At 64.8% G+C, this 17502-nt stretch carries 18 protein-coding genes and 1 tRNA gene; 12 read left to right on the top strand and 7 right to left on the bottom strand.

The features are described 5' to 3' along the window. Nucleotides 1–783, top strand: coding sequence for a divergent polysaccharide deacetylase family protein (locus C167_RS0105030; RefSeq protein WP_017517165.1), 783 nt, complete (start codon nt 1–3; stop codon nt 781–783). 89 nt (nt 784–872) lie between these two features. Here C167_RS0105030 and C167_RS0105025 read toward each other — a convergent pair whose 3' ends face one another. From C167_RS0105025 to hisB, 7 genes are all read right to left on the bottom strand, one after another. Beyond that, nucleotides 873–1628: a substrate-binding periplasmic protein gene (locus C167_RS0105025; protein ID WP_026078814.1), complete on the bottom strand. Its 756-nt coding sequence runs from the start codon at nt 1626–1628 to the stop codon at nt 873–875. A gap of 152 nt (nt 1629–1780) precedes the next feature. Then, nucleotides 1781–2536, bottom strand: a complete 756-nt coding sequence (locus C167_RS0105020; RefSeq protein ID WP_026078813.1) for a substrate-binding periplasmic protein — start codon at nt 2534–2536, stop codon at nt 1781–1783. A 233-nt stretch (nt 2537–2769) separates the two neighbouring features. Further along, complete coding sequence (gene hisF, locus C167_RS0105015; protein ID WP_017517162.1) at nt 2770–3540, bottom strand: imidazole glycerol phosphate synthase subunit HisF; 771 nt, start codon at nt 3538–3540, stop codon at nt 2770–2772. A 112-nt stretch (nt 3541–3652) separates the two neighbouring features. Next, complete coding sequence (gene hisA / locus C167_RS0105010) at nt 3653–4390, bottom strand: 1-(5-phosphoribosyl)-5-[(5-phosphoribosylamino)methylideneamino]imidazole-4-carboxamide isomerase (RefSeq protein WP_017517161.1); 738 nt, start codon at nt 4388–4390, stop codon at nt 3653–3655. Nucleotides 4391–4430: 40 nt separating this feature from the next. Further along, nucleotides 4431–4691, bottom strand: coding sequence for a DUF2164 domain-containing protein (locus C167_RS0105005; RefSeq protein WP_017517160.1), 261 nt, complete (start codon nt 4689–4691; stop codon nt 4431–4433). A 3-nt stretch (nt 4692–4694) separates the two neighbouring features. Further along, nucleotides 4695–5333, bottom strand: a complete 639-nt coding sequence (gene hisH, locus C167_RS0105000) for an imidazole glycerol phosphate synthase subunit HisH (protein ID WP_017517159.1) — start codon at nt 5331–5333, stop codon at nt 4695–4697. Further along, nucleotides 5333–5926 (bottom strand): imidazoleglycerol-phosphate dehydratase HisB, encoded by a 594-nt coding sequence (hisB, locus tag C167_RS0104995; RefSeq protein WP_017517158.1) that lies wholly within the window; start codon nt 5924–5926, stop codon nt 5333–5335. The genes hisH and hisB overlap by 1 nt, the downstream gene beginning before the upstream one ends. 140 nt (nt 5927–6066) lie before the next feature. Here hisB and panM point away from each other — a divergent pair, with 140 nt between their 5' ends. From panM to C167_RS0104940, 11 genes are all read left to right on the top strand, one after another. Continuing rightward, nucleotides 6067–6465, top strand: a complete 399-nt coding sequence (panM, locus tag C167_RS0104990; RefSeq protein WP_017517157.1) for an aspartate 1-decarboxylase autocleavage activator PanM — start codon at nt 6067–6069, stop codon at nt 6463–6465. Between the two features lie 140 nt (nt 6466–6605). Further along, nucleotides 6606–8831, top strand: a complete 2226-nt coding sequence (locus C167_RS0104985) for an AsmA family protein (protein ID WP_017517156.1) — start codon at nt 6606–6608, stop codon at nt 8829–8831. Beyond that, nucleotides 8828–9895 carry an A/G-specific adenine glycosylase gene (mutY, locus tag C167_RS0104980; RefSeq protein WP_017517155.1) on the top strand — a complete coding sequence of 356 codons (1068 nt, stop codon included), beginning with the start codon at nt 8828–8830 and terminating at the stop codon, nt 9893–9895. Before C167_RS0104985 ends, mutY begins: the two co-directional genes overlap by 4 nt. Continuing rightward, nucleotides 9892–10164: an oxidative damage protection protein gene (locus C167_RS0104975; protein WP_015479334.1), complete on the top strand. Its 273-nt coding sequence runs from the start codon at nt 9892–9894 to the stop codon at nt 10162–10164. Before mutY ends, C167_RS0104975 begins: the two co-directional genes overlap by 4 nt. Nucleotides 10165–10242: 78 nt before the next feature. Then, a tRNA-Phe gene (locus tag C167_RS0104970) sits at nt 10243–10318 on the top strand. A gap of 240 nt (nt 10319–10558) precedes the next feature. Beyond that, the gene (locus C167_RS0104965; RefSeq protein WP_017517154.1) at nt 10559–12889 is read left to right on the top strand and encodes an LTA synthase family protein; all 2331 of its coding nucleotides are present in this window, start codon (nt 10559–10561) and stop codon (nt 12887–12889) included. Between the two features lie 283 nt (nt 12890–13172). Next, a complete protein-coding gene (locus C167_RS0104960) occupies nt 13173–13946 on the top strand; it encodes an ABC transporter ATP-binding protein (protein ID WP_017517153.1) in 774 nt (257 codons plus the stop codon). A gap of 14 nt (nt 13947–13960) precedes the next feature. Next, nucleotides 13961–14713 (top strand): ABC transporter substrate-binding protein, encoded by a 753-nt coding sequence (locus tag C167_RS0104955; protein WP_017517152.1) that lies wholly within the window; start codon nt 13961–13963, stop codon nt 14711–14713. Between the two features lie 57 nt (nt 14714–14770). After that, entirely contained in the window at nt 14771–15466 is a 696-nt protein-coding gene (locus tag C167_RS0104950; protein ID WP_017517151.1) for an ABC transporter permease, read from the top strand. Then, complete coding sequence (locus C167_RS0104945; RefSeq protein ID WP_017517150.1) at nt 15463–16155, top strand: ABC transporter permease; 693 nt, start codon at nt 15463–15465, stop codon at nt 16153–16155. The genes C167_RS0104950 and C167_RS0104945 overlap by 4 nt, the downstream gene beginning before the upstream one ends. Before the next feature lie 66 nt (nt 16156–16221). Next, on the top strand, nt 16222–17442 hold the full coding sequence (locus C167_RS0104940) for a methyltransferase (RefSeq protein ID WP_017517149.1): 1221 nt from the start codon (nt 16222–16224) through the stop codon (nt 17440–17442). Nucleotides 17443–17502 lie beyond the last annotated feature (60 nt).

The raw sequence follows: 17502 nt of genomic DNA, 5'->3' as shown, positions 1-17502 counted from the left end.
ATGCGCCCGGCCCGGCTGCTGTTCGGCCTGTGCCTGGGTGCGCTGCTGTGCCTGCCGGCGGCCGCCGCGCCCCGGCCGGACGGCGGCAGGCCGCTGATCAGCATCGTCATCGACGACCTCGGGCAGAACCTGGTGCGCGACCGCCAGGTGCTCGACATCTCTCCCGCGATAGCGCTGGCGATCATCCCCGACACGCCCCACGCCGCCGAACTGGCGCGCGAGGCGCATCATCGCGGGCGTACCGTGATGCTACACATGCCGATGGACCCGGCCGGCGGTGACTACGCCTGGCGGCCGGAACTGACCCAGGAGGAACGCGCGCATCGCCTCGACGCCGCGCTGGCGAAGGTGCCCTACGTTCAGGGCCTGAACAACCACGAAGGCAGCCGCATGACCGCGGACCGTCCGGCCATGGCCTGGCTGGCGGCGGAACTGCAGCGGCGCCACCTGTTCCTGCTCGACAGCCGCACCAGCGCCGCCACGGTGGCCGCCGCCGAGGCGCAGAAGATCGGCCTCGCCAGCCTGTCGCGGGACGTGTTCCTCGATGACGACCCGAGCGAAGCGGCGGTGATGGAGCAGATGCAGCGCGGCCTCGCACTGGCGCGCAAGCAGGGCACCGTGGTGATGATCGGCCACCCGAAGCCGGCGACCCTGGCCGTGCTCAAGCGCGTGCTGCCGACCTTGAAGGCACAGGGCTTCGAGCTGGTGAAACCGTCGCTGATGATCGCCCAGCGCGGCAACCGCGCCATGGCGGGGCACGGGCGGGACGGGATATACCGCTGATTCAGCAGCCGGCGGGTGCCGAACCTGGGCCTCGCGCGGATAGCTCCCTCTCCCTGAAGGGAGAGGGGGCCCATCGGGGGAGGCGCTGCTTACAAATAGTTATTCGTCGCCTGCTCGACGAAACCCTCGGCGCGCATCTCGTCCAGCGCCTTCTGCAGCTTCGCCACCACCTCGTCGGGGGTGTCCTTGTTGATTGCCAGGTACAGCTGGGCCTCGTTGAAGCGCAGCACGGTCTGCAGGCCGGACACGCCTTCCTGCTTGGCCAGGTAGCGGCCCACCGGGTCGGTGGTGGCCCACAGGTCGATCTCGCCGGTGGTCAGCTTCTTGACGTTTTCCTGGTCGCGCAGCGCGTTGACCACCGCAATGCCCTGGCTTTCCAGGTTCTGGCTGACGGCGTCGTTCTTGTAGGCGCCGAGCTTGTACTTGGCGGCGTCCTTGAGGTCCTTCACCTTGATCGAGCTGCCTGGCGGTGCGAGCAGCACCCAGTGGGTCTTGGCGATCGGCCCGACCCACTTGAACAGCGGCACGCGTTCAGGGGTGTAGGTGGTGGAGAACAATCCATAGTCGGGCTTGTCCAGCGCCAGCTTGTACAGGCGATCCCAGGGGAAGCGCAGGCTCAGGCTGTACTGGATGCCGGCGCGCTTGAACATCTCGCGGACGATATCCGTGCTGATGCCGTCGATCCCGTCGTCGCGGGCGAAGTTCTTGTCGTCCACCGCCATGTTGAAGGGCGGGAAGTTCTCGGTGAGCAGCACCATCTTGTAATCGGCGGGCAACTCGGCGCGGGCCGTGGCGGCCCCCAGCAACAGACCCAGGACCAGGGTCTTGATCAGGACTTTCAGCATGGTCATACCGCTCGCTTGGTTATCGTTATTGGGCTTGCGGCATCCCTGCAGAGGGGACGGAATACTTCGCTCGTCTGCCTTCCGTGGCAAAACCGGCGCCGAGGGATGTCGGCGCCAAACACAAAGACCGGCGAGTGGCCGGCCTTCGGGTATTACAGGTAACTGTTGAGCACGTCGTCGACGAAACCTTCGGCGCGCATCTTGTCCAGCGCCGCCTGCAGCTTCTGCACCACGGCGTCGGGGGTCTCGCGATTCAGCGCGAGGAACAGCTGGTCGCTGTTGAAGCGCAGCACGGTCTTCAGGCCGGTGACACCCACCTGCTTGGCCAGGTAGCGGCCCGCCGGGTCACCGCTGGCCCACAGGTCGATCGAGCCTTCCTGCAGCTTTCCGGCGTTCTCCTGGTCGCGCAGCGCCAGCACCGGCTCGAAGCCGTGCTCGGTCAGGTAGTTCGCCATGGCGTCGCCCTTGTAGGCACCGACGCGGTACTTCTTGGCTTCGTCCAGGTTGTTCAGGGTGATCTTGCTGTCGGCCTTGGCCAGCAGGACCCAGTCGTCCGGACCGATCGGGCCGACCCACTTGAACTGGCTTTCGCGCTCGGGCAGGCGGGCGGTGACGAATACGCCGTAGCCGGGCTTCTCCAGCGCCAGCTTGTAGATGCGATCCCAGGGGAAGCGCAGGGTCAGGCTGTACTGCACACCGGCACGCTTGAACATTTCCTTGACGATATCCACGGCGATGCCGTCGATGCTGTCTTCCTGGGCGAAGTTCTTGCCGTTGATGGCCATGTTGTAAGGGGGAAAGTTCTCGGTGAGCAGCACCACGCTGTAGTCCGAAGAGTCCGTTTCAGCCCTTGCCGCGCTGGCCAGAAGCAGGCCGCAGCCTAGCCATGCGAGCAGAATGCGCTTCAGCATCGAGATATTTCCTGCGTATGACATTTCTGAGAAGCCGCAGAGCTTACTCGGAGAATTGACGCCAATAAACCCTATGAATGTGGCAATGGGACATGAAACCGCCATTACCTTGACTGAAACCTTTGGCTAGCAAGCTTCGTGCGCAGGAAGGGGATGCGGCCACAGGACGCAGGAGAAGGACGGCCCAGCATCGAGCCATCGGGCCGGGAGAACCCCGGCCCGGAAGGGAATCAGCGCACGACGATGCCGCGGCTGGCCAGGTAGGCCTTGGCTTCCGGCACGCTGTACTCGCCGAAGTGGAAGATGCTCGCCGCGAGGACCGCGTCAGCCTTGCCTTCGATGATGCCGGCAGCCAGGTGCTCCAAGTTGCCGACGCCGCCGGAAGCGATCACCGGTACGCCCACCGCCTCGCTGATGGCGCGGGTGACGCCCAGGTCGTAGCCGCTCTTCACGCCGTCCTGGTCCATGCTGGTCAGGAGGATTTCACCGGCGCCCAGGCCTTCCATCTTCTTCGCCCACTCCACCGCATCGAGCCCGGTGGGCTTGCGGCCGCCGTGGGTGAAGATTTCCCAGCGCGGGGCTTCGCCGGGACCCGACACTTTCTTGGCGTCGATGGCGACCACGATGCACTGCGAGCCGAAACGCGCGGCGGCTTCGCCGACGAATTCCGGGGTGAATACCGCGGCGGTGTTGATCGAGACCTTGTCCGCACCGGCATTGAGCAGGTTGCGAATGTCCTGCACCGTCCTGACGCCGCCGCCCACGGTCAGCGGGATGAACACCTGGCTGGCCATGCGCTCGACGGTATGCAGGGTGGTGTCGCGGCCATCGACGCTGGCGGTGATGTCGAGGAAGGTGATCTCGTCCGCGCCCTGCTCGTCGTAGCGGCGGGCGATTTCCACCGGGTCGCCGGCGTCGCGGATGTTCTCGAACTTGACGCCCTTCACCACGCGGCCATTGTCCACGTCGAGGCAGGGGATGATGCGTTTAGCCAGTGCCATAGCAATGCTCTCGTAGGATGGGTGGAGCGCAGCGATACCCATGCTGCCGAACCACCCCAGGTCCTCATCGCCGGGTTACGCCGCATTGCGGCTTACCCAGCCTGCGTTCAGATCAGCCTTGGAAGCTGTCGCACAGTGCCTGGGCCTCGGCGACGTCCAGGGTGCCTTCGTAGATCGCGCGGCCGGTGATGGCGCCGACGATGCCAGGGGTGCGGGCATCCAGCAGCTTCTGGATATCACCCAGGTTGTGGATGCCACCCGAAGCGATCACCGGGATGCGCGTGGCGTTGGCCAGGGCGGCGGTGGCTTCGACGTTGCAGCCCTGCATCATGCCGTCCTTGGAAATGTCGGTGTAGACGATGGCGGAGACGCCGTCGGCCTCGAAGCGCTTGGCCAGGTCGATTACCTGCACTTCGCTCACTTCGGCCCAGCCGTCGGTGGCGACGAAGCCGTCTTTCGCGTCCAGGCCAACGATGACCTTGCCCGGGAATGCCTTGCAGGCTTCGCCGACAAATTCCGGCTGCTTCACTGCCTTGGTGCCGATGATCACGTAGCTGACGCCGGCGCGCACGTAGTGCTCGATGGTTTCCAGCGAGCGGATACCGCCGCCGATCTGGATCGGCAGGTTCGGGTAGCGCCTGGCGATGGCGGTGACCACTTCACCGTTGACCGGCTTGCCTTCGAAGGCGCCGTTCAGGTCCACCAGGTGCAGACGGCGGCAACCGCCCTCCACCCATTTGGCGGCCATGGACACCGGGTCGTCGGAGAACACCGTGGCGTCCTCCATCAGGCCCTGGCGCAGGCGCACGCAGGCGCCGTCTTTCAGATCGATTGCGGGGATGATCAGCATGGGTTGAACCTGCTCGAATCCAAAGATGAATGGGGTCGGGTCAGCTCTTCTCGAGCGCCCACAAGTCGCTTTCGATGCTCTCGAACCGGTCTTTCAGGTGAGATTGCACGTCGAAGATCGCCTTGTTGTAGAACAGCGGGCCGAACTCGCGCAGGAAGAAGTCCAGCGCCTCGTCGGCCTCGAAGGAACCGATATCCAGCTCGAAGCGATCTTCGAGGAAACGCTGGATCGCCCGCGCCGCACTCTGGCGCTGGGCGCCGTCGAGTTCGAGGATCGCGGGCTTGTCCTTCTGGCGGGCCATGGCTTACCAGCGCCCGTCCCAGGCGGCGAAGTTCTGCAGCAACTGCAGGCCGTGGGTGTGGCTCTTCTCCGGGTGGAACTGCACGGCGAAGCGCGAGCCATCGGCCAGCGCGGCGGCAAAGTCGACGCCGTAATGGCCGCGACCAACCACCTGGCGCGGGTTGCCCGCCTGGATGTAGTAGCTGTGCACGAAATAGAAGCGCGCGCGGTCCGGGATGTCGTGCCACAGCGGGTGATCCACGCTCTGTGCCACTTCGTTCCAGCCCATGTGCGGCACTTTCAGGTGCTCGCCGTCCTCATGCAGGTCCTTGCCGAAGAAGCGCACCTGGCCGGGGAACAGGCCGATGCAATCGACGCCGTCGTTCTCTTCGCTGTGCTCCAGCAGCGCCTGCATGCCGACGCAGATGCCGAGGAACGGGCGGTCCTGGCTGACCTCGCGCACCAGGCTGTCGAAGCCCAGGCGCTTGATCTCGGCCATGCAGTCGCGGATCGCGCCGACGCCGGGGAACACCACCCGGTCCGCCTCGCGGATCACGTTGGCGTCGCTGGTCACCAGCACGCGACCGGCGCCCACGCGCTCCAGCGCCTTGGACACCGAGTGCAGGTTGCCCATGCCGTAGTCGATGACGGCTACCGTCTGCATCACAGGCACCCTTTGGTGGACGGCATCTGGCCGGCCATGCGCTCATCCAGCTCGATGGCCATGCGCAGCGCGCGGCCGAAGGCCTTGAACACGGTCTCGATCTGGTGGTGGGTGTTGTGCCCACGCAGGTTGTCGATGTGCAGGGTGACGTTGGCGTGGTTGACGAAGCCCTGGAAGAACTCCATGAACAGGTCCACATCGAAGCCACCAACGCTGGCGCGGGTGAACGGCACGTGCATCTGCAGGCCGGGGCGGCCGGAGAAGTCGATGACCACGCGCGACAGTGCCTCGTCCAGCGGCACGTAGGCGTGGCCGTAGCGGCGGATGCCTTTCTTGTCGCCGATGGCCTTGGCGAAGGCCTGGCCGAGGGTGATGCCGATGTCTTCGACGGTATGGTGGTCGTCGATATGCAGGTCGCCCTTGCACTGGATGTCCAGGTCGATCAGGCCGTGGCGGGCGATCTGGTCCATCATGTGCTCGAGGAAGGGAACCCCGGTATCGAAGCGGGCCTTGCCCGTTCCATCCAGGTCGATGGAAACCTTGATCTGGGTTTCCAGGGTGTCGCGCGCGACGGATGCCTTGCGTTCGGCCATCACCAGCTCCACAGCTAACACTGCACGTAATTATAAGAAGGGGCGGCATTATAGGCGCGCCGGGCGCCGCGCGGCTATGGGCGGTGGTCGGCACCGGCCGATGGCCCTACACTGCGCAGCTCGCCTTTCGAGGAATGCCCATGCCCGTCGTCGTCCAGCACCTGACCCAGCCCAGCGACCAGGACCGCCAGGACCTGTTGAAGATCTACGCCGACGCGCCGCAATGGTTGCTGGCGCCTTTCGCCGATGCCGAGGCGCTGGTCACCCGCGGGCTTGCCGAGGGCCGGCTGTTTACCGGGCGCTTCAACGACCGTCTGCTGGGCGCCGCCTGGATCGAGCATGACAGCTCCAGCTGGCGGCTTTCGCGACTTTGCGTGCGCCAGCTCACACGCAATCGCGGCGTCGCCCGGCGGCTGCTGGAAGAAGTGCAGCGCCTGGCGATCCTGCAGGGCGCTGCACTGCGCCTGAGCGCACCGGATGACCAGCCCGAAGCCATGCGCTTCGCCGAGCATCTGGGCCTGACGCTGGAAACGGCCTGATCGCGGCCCCCTCGGGAACCGCGCGCCAAGTCCCCGTTCAAACCCCGCAGTGCCGGCCTGCGCCTTTCCGGCTGGGGCGCCGCTGCGTCATTGGTATACTTCTTCGCTACTCCACCCGCCGCCTGAACAAGGACCCGTCCATGAAAGCGTTCGGCAAAATCATCGGCATCGTTGCCCTGGTCCTGCTGCTGCTCATCGTCGCCGCCGGCTTCGTGCTGACCCATTTCTTCGACCCGAACGACTACAAGGACGAGATCCGCCAGATCGCCCGGGACAAGGCCAACCTCGAGCTGAACCTCAAGGGCGACATCGGCTGGAGCCTGTTCCCCTGGCTGGGCCTGGAGCTGCACGACACCAGCGTGGCGAGCCTGCAGGCGCCGGACAAGCCATTCGCCGACGCGCAGTTGCTGGCCATGTCGGTGCGCGTGCTGCCGCTGCTGCGCAAGCAGGTGCAGATGAGCGATATCCGCGTCGAGGGCCTGACCCTGTCGCTGAACAAGGACAAGAACGGCGTCGGTAATTGGGAGAGCATCGGCAAGCCCCTCCAACCGGCCAACGGCACGCCACCCGAACAACCGGCGCCCGCACCGACCGAACAGGCCAAGGCTGACGCGCAGCAACCCCACCAGGCGATGAAGCTGGACATCGACAGCCTGAGCGTGAAGAACGCCCGCATCGACTACGCCGACGCCCAGAGCGGCAGGAACTACAGCGTCGAAGGCATCGAGCTGACCACCGGCGCAATCCGCGAAGGCAGCAACATTCCAGTCAAGTTCAGCGCCTACCTGGGCACCAACCAACCGGTGATCCGCGCCCGCACCGAGCTGACCGGCAACCTGCGCTTCGACCGCGCGCTCAAGCGCTACCAGCTCGAAGACGCCAAGCTCGCCGGCGAAGTGTCAGGCGACCCGCTCCAGGGCAAGACCGCCAACTACAGCGCCCAGGGCCAGCTGGTGCTCGACCAGGCTGCCCAGGTCGCCGAATGGAACGGCCTGAAGGTCACCGTCAACCAGCTTCGCGCCCTTGGCGAGATCAAGGCCCGCGAGCTGGACAAGGAGCCCAAGTTCGACGGCGGCCTGTCGCTGGCACCGTTCAACCTGCGTGAATTCCTCGAAGGCATCGGCCAGACCCTGCCGGAAATGGCCGACACTGCCACCTTGACCAAGCTGGAGCTGGCCACCCGTGTCAGCGGCACCCGCAACAGCCTGACCCTGGGCGACATCAAGCTGAAGCTGGACGACTCCAGCTTCAGCGGCAACCTGGGCATCGCCGACTTCGGCAAGCAGGCGATCCGCGCCCAGCTCTCGGGCGACAAGCTCGACCTCGACCGCTACCTGCCGGCCAAGGTCAAGAAAGCCCAGGAAGCCACCAACAGCGCGCGCAAGGCGGAAGTCGCCAGCACCGAACAGAACGCCATCAAGGGCGACACCCCACTGCCCAGCCAGCCGACCCAGCAGGCCTGGAGCGACGCTCCGCTGCTCCCCATCGCCCGCCTGCGCGCACTGGACCTGGACGCCGGCCTGAACCTCGGCCAGCTGACCCTGGACAAGCTGCCTATCGACAACGCCGTGCTCAAGCTGCGCGGCCAAGGCGGCCTGCTCAATCTCGACGATATGCGCGGCGAGCTCTACGACGGCAAGTTCAACGCTACCGCCACCCTCGATGTGCGCCAGGACGTGCCGACCCTGCAGGCGAAGAAGCACATCGCCGACGTACCGGTGGAACGCCTGCTCGAATCCCAGGGCCAGAAGCCGCCGGTGAAGGGCCTGCTGGACCTGGATGCCGATATCACCACCCAGGGCAACAGCCAAAAGGCCTGGATCGACAACCTCAACGGCACGGCGCGCTTCGTCCTCACCCAGGGCGTGCTGCTCAACGCCAACCTCGAACAGCAGCTGTGCCAGGGCATCGCCACGCTCAACCGCAAGTCGCTGACCGCCGAGCATGGCGGCAAGGACACGCCGTTCCGCGAGTTGCAAGGCAACCTGGTGTTCAGGAACGGCGTGGCCAGCAACCCGGACCTCAAGGCCAGCATCCCCGGCCTCACCGTCAAGGGCGACGGCGACCTCGACCTGCGCGTGCTGGGCATGGACTACCGCGTCGGCGTCACCATCGAGGGCGACAAGAGCGACATGCCCGACCCCGCTTGCGAAGTGAACAAGCGCTACGTCGGCATCGAATGGCCGCTGCGCTGCCGTGGCCCGCTGGAGCTGGGGGCCAAGGCCTGCCGCCTGGACAAGGACGGCATTGGCAAGATCGCCGCACGATTGGCCGGGGACCGGCTGAACCAGAAACTCGAAGAGAAGCTCGGCGACAAGGTCAGTCCCGAACTCAAAGACGCACTCAAAGGGCTGTTCAAGAAGTGACCCCGCAAAGCTTCAATTCGGCCGTGCTCGACTGGTTCGACACGCACGGCCGCCATGACCTGCCCTGGCAGCAGAACATCACGCCCTACCGGGTGTGGGTCTCGGAGATCATGCTGCAGCAGACCCAGGTCAGCACCGTGATGGGCTACTACGACCGCTTCATGTCGGCACTGCCGACCGTCGCCGACCTCGCCAACGCGCCGGAAGACGAGGTGCTGCACCTGTGGACGGGCCTGGGCTATTACACCCGCGCCCGTAACCTGCACAAGACCGCGAAGACGGTAATGGAGCAGTATCACGGAGAGTTCCCCCGCGACGTCGAAAAGCTCACCGAACTACCCGGCATCGGCCGCTCCACCGCTGGCGCCATTGCCAGTATCGCCATGGGCCTGCGCGCGCCGATCCTCGACGGCAACGTCAAGCGCGTTCTGGCGCGCTATCTCGCCTGCAACGGCTATCCGGGCGAACCGAAAGTGGCCAAGCAGCTGTGGGACGCCGCCGAGCGCTTCACGCCGCGGGAGAGAGTCAACCACTATACCCAGGCGATGATGGACCTGGGCGCCACCCTCTGCACCCGCAGCAAGCCGAGCTGCCTGCTGTGCCCGCTGCGCCAGGGATGCCGCGCGCATCTGCTCGGCCGCGAGAGGGATTTCCCGGTGCCCAAGCCGCGCAAAGCGCTACCGCAGAAGCGCACGCTGATGCCGATCCTGGCCAACCGCGAGGGCGACATCCTGCTCTATCGCCGCCCGTCGACGGGCCTCTGGGGCGGGTTGTGGAGCTTCCCCGAGCTGGACGACCTGGCAGCCCTCGACCCGCTGGCCGAGCGCCACGCCCTGCGCCTGGGCCAGCGCCGCGAACTGCCCGGCCTGACCCATACCTTCAGCCACTTCCAGCTGGCCATCGAGCCCTGGCTGGTGCGCGTCGAGGACGCAGCGCCCGCCGTGGCCGAGGCCGACTGGCTCTGGTATAACCTCGCCACCCCGCCGCGGCTCGGCCTTGCCGCCCCGGTGAAGAAGCTGCTCAAACGAGCCGCCGACGTGTTGAATGCAGGAGAAATGTCATGACCCGACTGGTGATGTGCCGCAAATACAAAGAAGAGCTGCCCGGCCTCGATCGCGCACCCTACCCCGGAGCCAAGGGCCAGGACATCTACGAGCACGTCTCGAAGAAAGCCTGGGACGAATGGCAGAAGCACCAGACCATGCTGATCAACGAGCGTCGCCTGAACATGATGAACGCCGAGGATCGCAAGTTCCTCACCGCCGAGATGGACAAGTTCCTCTCCGGGGAAGAATACGCGCAGGCCGAGGGCTACGTTCCGCCCAGCGCGTAAGCTTCGGTATTATTTGAAAAATTTTTTAGCGGCACGCTTGACACCCCTTCCGAAAACCCTTTTAATGCGCGCCACGTTGCCCAGGTAGCTCAGTTGGTAGAGCAGGGGATTGAAAATCCCCGTGTCGGCGGTTCGATTCCGTCCCTGGGCACCAAGCCTTCCGAAAGCCCCTGAAATCTTGCGATTTCAGGGGCTTTTTCGTTTCCGCCCGAGCCAGCCAGCGCAAGTCACTCCCCCGCCCCGGAACGCCCCCGCGATTCGTATCGAATGTTTGCCTGACTTCAGTGTCTACTGGCACATAGCACACCGATCTTTCAGAATCATGACCATCCGGACGATTTCCACACTTCAGTGGGATACCCTCCGGGAATCGATGTTTCGTCGCGGAGTCACTGTGCGCAAACTCATAAGCTGGTGGAATTCCTGGGGCAACCTGGTTTGCCTGTCTGCCCTCTTCCTGCTGGTCCCGGTGATCGGCCGCTACAGTATCGGCTGGGGATCCCCCTTGGGCTACCTGTCGGACCTGGCGCTCGGCACTCTGCTGGTCGTCGCGCTGCACAACCGACGGCTGTTCATCGCCATTCCGGTCATGCTGATCTGGGCACTGTCGGTAATCGGCACCGCCGAGTTGGTCAGCGCCGTGGGCCGCATGCCCGCGCCGGAGGACCTGCACTTCCTCGCCGACCCCACTTTCGTCGCCAACTCCACCGAAGGTGGTGGTCTGAACCATCTGCATCTGGCCGTGCTGATTGGCGTTGGCATTCTGCTCTGCGCGCTGCTCTGGCGCCGCCGCGAGAAACCACTGCCGCGCTACGCCTATGCCGTGCCAGCCGCACTGCTGGCCGCGCACGCTGGCGTACAGTACTTCCAGCCCAGCGATGCGGAGATGTGGAAGCAGTTCAACCTGCCTCATCAACTGGTATCCCGCGCCGTGACTGGCGGCGAGATGGCCTACCAGGACTGGCGCGACCGCGACCTGCCGGAAGTTCGCCCGGATGTCACCGGCCTGACCCAGCACGACCTGAGCGGCACTTCGCTGCTGGCCGGACGTGGCGCGGCGAAGAACGTGCTGATCATCGCCATGGAAGGTATTCCGGGCGCCTACGTCGCCACCAACCGTGCCGCCCTGAGCAGCAGCTACGAAGAATCGATGATGCCGCGCCTGAGCACCTGGGCCGAGCGCGCCATGACCACCCCGGACTACGTGGTGCACAGCCATCAGACCATCCGCGGTCTCTATGCCATGCTCTGCGGTGACTACAGCAAGCTGGACAACGGCACGCCCAAGGGCGTCGAACTGCTGGGCAACCCGACCCGCGCCGCCGAATGCCTGCCGGCGCAGATGCATCAGGCGGGCTTCAGCACCCATTTCCTTCAGGGCGCCGGGCTGCGCTTCATGGCCAAGGACAAGGTCATGCCGGCCATGGGTTTCGACAAGACCCTGGGCCGCGACTGGTTCAAGAAGAAGCCATACCTGGAATTCGCCTGGGGCATGGATGACAAGGCCTTCTTCGAAGGTGCGCTGGACTATGTCGGCCAGTTGCGTCAGAAGAAGCAGCCGTGGATGCTCACCCTGCTCACCGTCGGCACCCACCAGCCGTATTCGGCCACCCCGGAGTACCTGGCCAAGTACCCGACACCACGCCAGGCAGCCATCGCCTACCTGGACGACGCCGTCGATGCCTTCCTCAAGGGCCTGGAGGAGAAGGGCGTACTCAAGGACACCCTGGTCATCGTCACCTCCGACGAATCCCACGGTATCGACAACGTTCGCCTTGCCTCGGCGTGGGGCCTGAACCTGATCCTTGCACCGGAACAGGCCGCGCTGCCGCCGGTCAAGGCGGGCGTTTACGGCCATGTCGACCTGGAGTCCTCGGTGCTCGACTACTTTGCCGTCAAGGCACCGCAGGATATCGCCGGCCGCTCGCTGTTCCGCGAATACGCCACCGGACGCGAGATGGTGTCCTTCACCAACGGCATGCAGCGTTATCACGATGGCAAGGGCAACTTCACCGAGTGCGACTTCCAGCAAGTCTGTCGGCGCTACAAGAGCGACGGCTTCATCGCCGACACCGCCAAGTTCGAAGGGCGCTTCAGTGGCCGCGATGCTCGCCTGATGACCGCCCGCGCGGACATTCTCGACCAGTCGGTAACCCAGGCGCAGTCGGCCCGCGAATACCAGTTCGCGACCAAGGAGCGGATCCGCCTGAAGCCGCAAATCGAGAATGAATACACCGACAACCTGATCGGCGCGCAATACCTGGAGTTCCCGGCCAATACCCACACCACGGTGAGCCTGAAGATCCGCGCGGTGCAGATGGACGCCAATGGAGCGAAAGTGACGCTCAAGACACGCTCGTTCGAAAAGCCGGTGCCCATCGAGATACCCGACTTCCCCCTGGTGAAGCGCAACCAGCCCCTGGAAGTGACCTTCGGCTTCGACAACGAGGAGGCACGCAAGGCGTTTTCCTTCCACCTGCTCGCCGAGGGCAAGGGCGTCATCGAGATCACCGACTTCCACGTGCTGACCCAACCGCGCAAGTCGACGATCAACGCCGCCGAAGCTGGCGGTACCGGCCTGGCGGATGCCAAGCCGCTGCCAATTCCGCGCCTGTCCGGGCATCCGAACCTGATGGCCAGCCAGCCGCCGGAATCCCAGGACGACATCACCCCCGCCGAAGCGATCGAAGATCCGAGCCCGCAGCTGCGGCAGATGATGCAGTGATGCGAACCGGCGGCCCCAGGGCCGCCGGACTTTTACTGGCCGGTCTAAACTGGCACTATCCCGCCCCCTCGCCATCCGCCGACGCCCTCATCCGGCGCAGCTAGTTCAGCCCAGGCGACAACGCCGAGCGGCAATGCGACAACTTGCCACTACAGCGGACGAGCGCGGCAGATGGGCGCTTGGCGCACCCCGGAGTGCGTGTTAGGTTGCCCCTCGCCAGGATGGCCCCGATTCTGCAGTGACCTGCTGCGAAAGCGTCCGAATAACAATAGAGGAGCCCCCTATGGCCACGGCCATACCCGCACTGGAAATCCGTAACCTGCACAAGCGTTACGGTGACCTGGAAGTGCTCAAAGGCATTTCCCTGACCGCCCGCGACGGCGATGTGATTTCCATCCTCGGCTCCTCCGGTTCTGGTAAATCCACGTTCCTGCGTTGCATCAACCTGCTGGAGAACCCGCACCAGGGCCAGATCCTGGTCGCCGGCGAGGAACTCAAGCTGAAGAAGTCCAAGGACGGCTCGCTGGTCGCCTCCGACGGCAAACAGATCAACCGCCTGCGCAGCGAGCTGGGCTTCGTCTTCCAGAACTTCAACCTCTGGCCACACATGACCATCCTCGACAACATCATCGAGGCGCCGCGCCGTGTGCTGGGCAAGACCCGCGCCGAAGCTACCGAGATCGCCGAGGCGCTGCTGGCGAAGGTCGGCATCTCCGACAAGCGTCACTGCTTCCCTGCACAGCTTTCCGGCGGCCAGCAGCAACGCGCCGCCATCGCCCGGACCCTGGCGATGCAGCCCAAGGTCATCCTTTTCGACGAGCCGACTTCGGCACTGGACCCGGAAATGGTCCAGGAAGTGCTTAACGTAATCCGCGCGCTCGCCGATGAGGGTCGCACCATGCTGCTGGTGACCCATGAAATGAACTTTGCCCGCCAGGTATCCAGCGAGGTGGTGTTCCTCCACCAGGGCCTGGTAGAAGAGCAGGGACCGCCGCAGCAGGTATTTGACAACCCGCAATCGGCACGCTGTAAACAATTCATGTCCAGCCACCGCTAACGGAGCATCACTGCATGAACAACTATAAGAAAATCGTTCTGGCTATCGCGGCCACCTTTGCACTGGGGAGCCAGGCCATCGCCGCGGACAAACTGCGCATCGGCACCGAAGGCGCCTACCCGCCCTTCAACGGCATCGACGCCAGCGGCCAGGTCGTCGGCTTCGACATCGAGATCGGCAAGGCGCTGTGCGCCAAGATGAAGACCGAGTGCGACGTCGTCACTTCCGACTGGGACGGTATCATTCCGGCCTTGAACGCGAAGAAGTTCGACTTCATTGTCGCGTCCATGTCCATCACCGACGAACGCAAACAGGCGGTGGACTTCACCAACCCCTACTACACCAACAAGCTGCAGTTCGTGGCGCCCAAGTCCACCGACTTCAAGACCGACACCGGCTACCTGAAAGGCAAGGTGATCGGTGCGCAGCGCGCGACCATCGCCGGCACCTGGCTTGAAGACAATATGTCCGATGTGGTCACCATCAAGCTGTACGACACCCAGGAAAACGCCTACCTCGACCTGTCTTCGGGCCGCCTCGACGGCGTGCTGGCCGACAAGTTCGTGCAGTACGACTGGCTCAAGAGCGACGCCGGCAAGGACTTCGAGTTCAAGGGCGAGCCGGTATTCGACAACGACAAGATCGGTATCGCCGTGCGCAAGGGCGATCCGCTGCGTGACAAGCTGAACGCTGCCCTGAAGGAAATCGTCGACGACGGTACCTACAAGAAGATCAACGACAAGTACTTCCCCTTCAGCATCTACTGATGCATGTGCCGCGCCGCCCTCCACCGGGGCGGCGCGCGCCTTCAGGCGTGACTCCCCATGATTTTCGACCTGCACGGCTTTGGCGATCAGCTGATCGCCGGCACCTGGATGACGCTCAAGCTTTCGCTCGCTGCAGTCTGCGTAGGACTGCTCCTCGGCCTGCTCGGCGCCGTCGCCAAGACCTCCAGGAACGGCTTGCTGCGCATGCTCGGCGGTTTCTACACCACCCTCGTGCGCGGCATACCCGAAACACTCTGGGTACTGATGATCTACTTCGGTACCGTTACCGGCCTCAATGCGCTGGGCGCCCTCTTCGGCCACCCGGACCTGGCCCTATCCCCCTTTGCCGCCGGCACCTGCGCCCTGGGCCTGTGCTTCGGCGCCTATGCCACGGAAGTGTTCCGCGGCGCGCTTCTGGCGATCCCCAAGGGACACCGCGAGGCCGGCCAGGCGCTGGGCCTCTCCGCCACACGGATCTTCTGGCGCATCGTGCTGCCGCAGGTATGGCGCGTGGCTCTGCCGGGCCTGGGCAACCTCTACCTGATCCTGCTCAAGGACACCGCCCTGGTCTCGCTGATCAGCCTCGATGAAATCATGCGCAAGGCCGGCGTCGCCTCCAACGCGACCAAGGAGCCTTTCACCTTCTACATGGTGGCCGCGCTCATCTACCTGGGCCTGACCATCTTCGTCATGGCTGCCCTGCATTTCCTGGAACGCCGCGCCGGCCAGGGCTTCGTGAGGAATGAGCTATGACTGACATGGAACTGATCCTCAAGTGGCTGCCGAAGATGCTCCAGGGCGCGCAGCTGACCCTGGAACTGCTGGCCATCGCCGTGGTAGCCGGGCTCATCCTCGCACTGCCGCTGGGCATCGCCCGCGCCTCACGGCACTGGTACGTCCGCGCCATCCCCTACACCTACGTGTTCTTCTTCCGCGGCACCCCGCTGCTGCTGCAGCTGGCCCTGGTCTACTACGGCCTCGCCCAGTTCGATGCCGTGCGCAAGAGCGTGCTCTGGCCCTACCTGCGCGACCCTTACTGGTGCGCGCTGCTGACCATGACCCTGCATACCGCTGCGTACATCGCGGAAATCCTCCGTGGCGCCATCCATGCCATTCCGGTGGGAGAAGTGGAAGCCGCCCGCGCGCTGGGCATGTCGCGCCGCCAGGCGCTGTTCCACATCATCCTGCCGCGCGCGGCGCGCATCGCCTTGCCGGCCTACAGCAACGAGGTGATCCTCATGCTCAAGGCCAGCGCGGTGGTGTACACCGTGACGCTGTACGACCTGATGGGGATGTCAAAGACCATCGCTGCGCGCACTTACGAATACATGCTGTTCTTCTGCTACGCCGGGGTCTTCTACCTGGTCATCACCCTGGTGCTGACGCGCCTCTTCCGCCTGGTCGAACACTGGCTGCGAGTCGACATGATGCAGGGCCGCTGAGCGGCAAGCCTCTCGCCCGCGGGGCCGCTATAATGCGCGCCCCGTGGTTTGCCTCCGCTTCGCACCGTGCTCCCGAACGCCTTTCCCCTGACCGGCTCCGACCTGCTCCAGCGCTTCCAGGCACTGGACGGCTTCCTGCTGGAACATCAGACGCTGTGGCGGCCGAAGCCCTTCACGTTGCTTGCGCTGCCCTGGGAGCGCGATCACCCCGAACTGGCCGCCTGGCTGCGCAATCGCAGTCTCGATGAGGCCGACATGGCGCACAACACGCCTGAGCAGCTCCTCGCGCCCGCGCCCTTTCCTGCACTGGCTGGCGCCGCCGCGCAACTGTGCGCCATTGGCGAACTGCCGGGCACGCCGCTGGGCAAGCTGCCAAACCAGTTGACCGTCGACGTACCCGGCCGCAAATGGGAGCAGATCGAAGCCTTCGCCAGCCGCCTGAACTTCGCCGAAGCACCGCAACAATGGCTCGACTGGTGCGCCGGCAAAGGCCATCTGGGCCGGGTGCTGGCGCGCGATGGTAAACCGCTGCTGAGCCTGGAACTCGACAAAGCCCTGGTGGAAGACGGCCAGCGCCTGAGCGACCGGCTTCGGCTTCGGGCTCGGCATCGCCAGCAGGATGTGCTGGCGACCGAAGCCGGCGAACATCTGCAAGCGGGCCACACCGCCGTCGCCTTGCACGCCTGTGGCGACCTGCACGTCCGTCTGATGAAGCTGGCCAGCAGCCGCAACTGCCGCCAGCTCGCCGTGGCGCCTTGCTGCTACAACCGCATCGAAAGCGAGTACTACCAACCGCTCTCGCACGCTGCGCAAAGCTCCGCCCTGCTGCTTTCTCGTGACGATCTGCGCCTGCCGCTGGCCGAAACGGTCACCGCCGGCGCCCGCGTACGCCGCCAGCGCGACACATCAATGGCGCGGCGACTGGCCTTCGACCTGCTGCAACGGCAAGTCCGCCGCAGCAACGACTACCTGCCCACGCCCTCTGTGCCACCAACCTGGCTGGACAAGCCCTTCGCGGACTATTGCCGCGACCTCGCCGCGCTCAGAGCACTCGACCTGCCTGCCGACACCGATTGGCAGGAACTGGAGGCGAGGGGCTGGCAACGACTGGTTCAAGTCCGCAACCTCGAACTGGTGCGCGGACTGTTCCGTCGGCCGATGGAGCTCTGGCTGCTACTGGATCGCGCGTTATTCCTCGAAGAACAAGGCTATCGCGCCACTTTGGGCGCTTTCTGCGCCACCCGCCTGACACCACGCAACCTGTTGCTACTCGCCGAGCGCACCTGAGACGGGCGTTCCAGAGCTTCACCCACAACACCTGTGGATAACTCTGTTCGTAACCCAGGA

This window comes from Pseudomonas nitroreducens TX1 (assembly GCF_000313755.1).
Lineage (GTDB): Bacteria > Pseudomonadota > Gammaproteobacteria > Pseudomonadales > Pseudomonadaceae > Pseudomonas > Pseudomonas nitroreducens_A.
The sequence above is the reverse complement of the archived record's forward strand: the minus strand, read 5'-3'. Positions and strand labels throughout refer to the sequence as shown.

Excerpts from the sequence above, each read along its gene's own strand:
- C167_RS0105030 (WP_017517165.1), top strand. The coding sequence starts at position 1 with ATGCGCCCGGCCCGGCTGCTGTTCGGCCTGTGCCTGGGTGCGCTGCTG.
- C167_RS0105025 (WP_026078814.1), bottom strand. The coding sequence starts at position 1,628 with ATGCTGAAAGTCCTGATCAAGACCCTGGTCCTGGGTCTGTTGCTGGGG.
- hisF (WP_017517162.1), bottom strand. The coding sequence starts at position 3,540 with ATGGCACTGGCTAAACGCATCATCCCCTGCCTCGACGTGGACAATGGC.
- hisA (WP_017517161.1), bottom strand. The coding sequence starts at position 4,390 with ATGCTGATCATCCCCGCAATCGATCTGAAAGACGGCGCCTGCGTGCGC.
- C167_RS0105005 (WP_017517160.1), bottom strand. The coding sequence starts at position 4,691 with ATGGCCCGCCAGAAGGACAAGCCCGCGATCCTCGAACTCGACGGCGCC.
- hisH (WP_017517159.1), bottom strand. The coding sequence starts at position 5,333 with ATGCAGACGGTAGCCGTCATCGACTACGGCATGGGCAACCTGCACTCG.
- hisB (WP_017517158.1), bottom strand. The coding sequence starts at position 5,926 with ATGGCCGAACGCAAGGCATCCGTCGCGCGCGACACCCTGGAAACCCAG.
- panM (WP_017517157.1), top strand. The coding sequence starts at position 6,067 with ATGCCCGTCGTCGTCCAGCACCTGACCCAGCCCAGCGACCAGGACCGC.
- C167_RS0104985 (WP_017517156.1), top strand. The coding sequence starts at position 6,606 with ATGAAAGCGTTCGGCAAAATCATCGGCATCGTTGCCCTGGTCCTGCTG.
- C167_RS0104975 (WP_015479334.1), top strand. The coding sequence starts at position 9,892 with ATGACCCGACTGGTGATGTGCCGCAAATACAAAGAAGAGCTGCCCGGC.
- C167_RS0104960 (WP_017517153.1), top strand. The coding sequence starts at position 13,173 with ATGGCCACGGCCATACCCGCACTGGAAATCCGTAACCTGCACAAGCGT.
- C167_RS0104955 (WP_017517152.1), top strand. The coding sequence starts at position 13,961 with ATGAACAACTATAAGAAAATCGTTCTGGCTATCGCGGCCACCTTTGCA.
- C167_RS0104950 (WP_017517151.1), top strand. The coding sequence starts at position 14,771 with ATGATTTTCGACCTGCACGGCTTTGGCGATCAGCTGATCGCCGGCACC.
- C167_RS0104945 (WP_017517150.1), top strand. The coding sequence starts at position 15,463 with ATGACTGACATGGAACTGATCCTCAAGTGGCTGCCGAAGATGCTCCAG.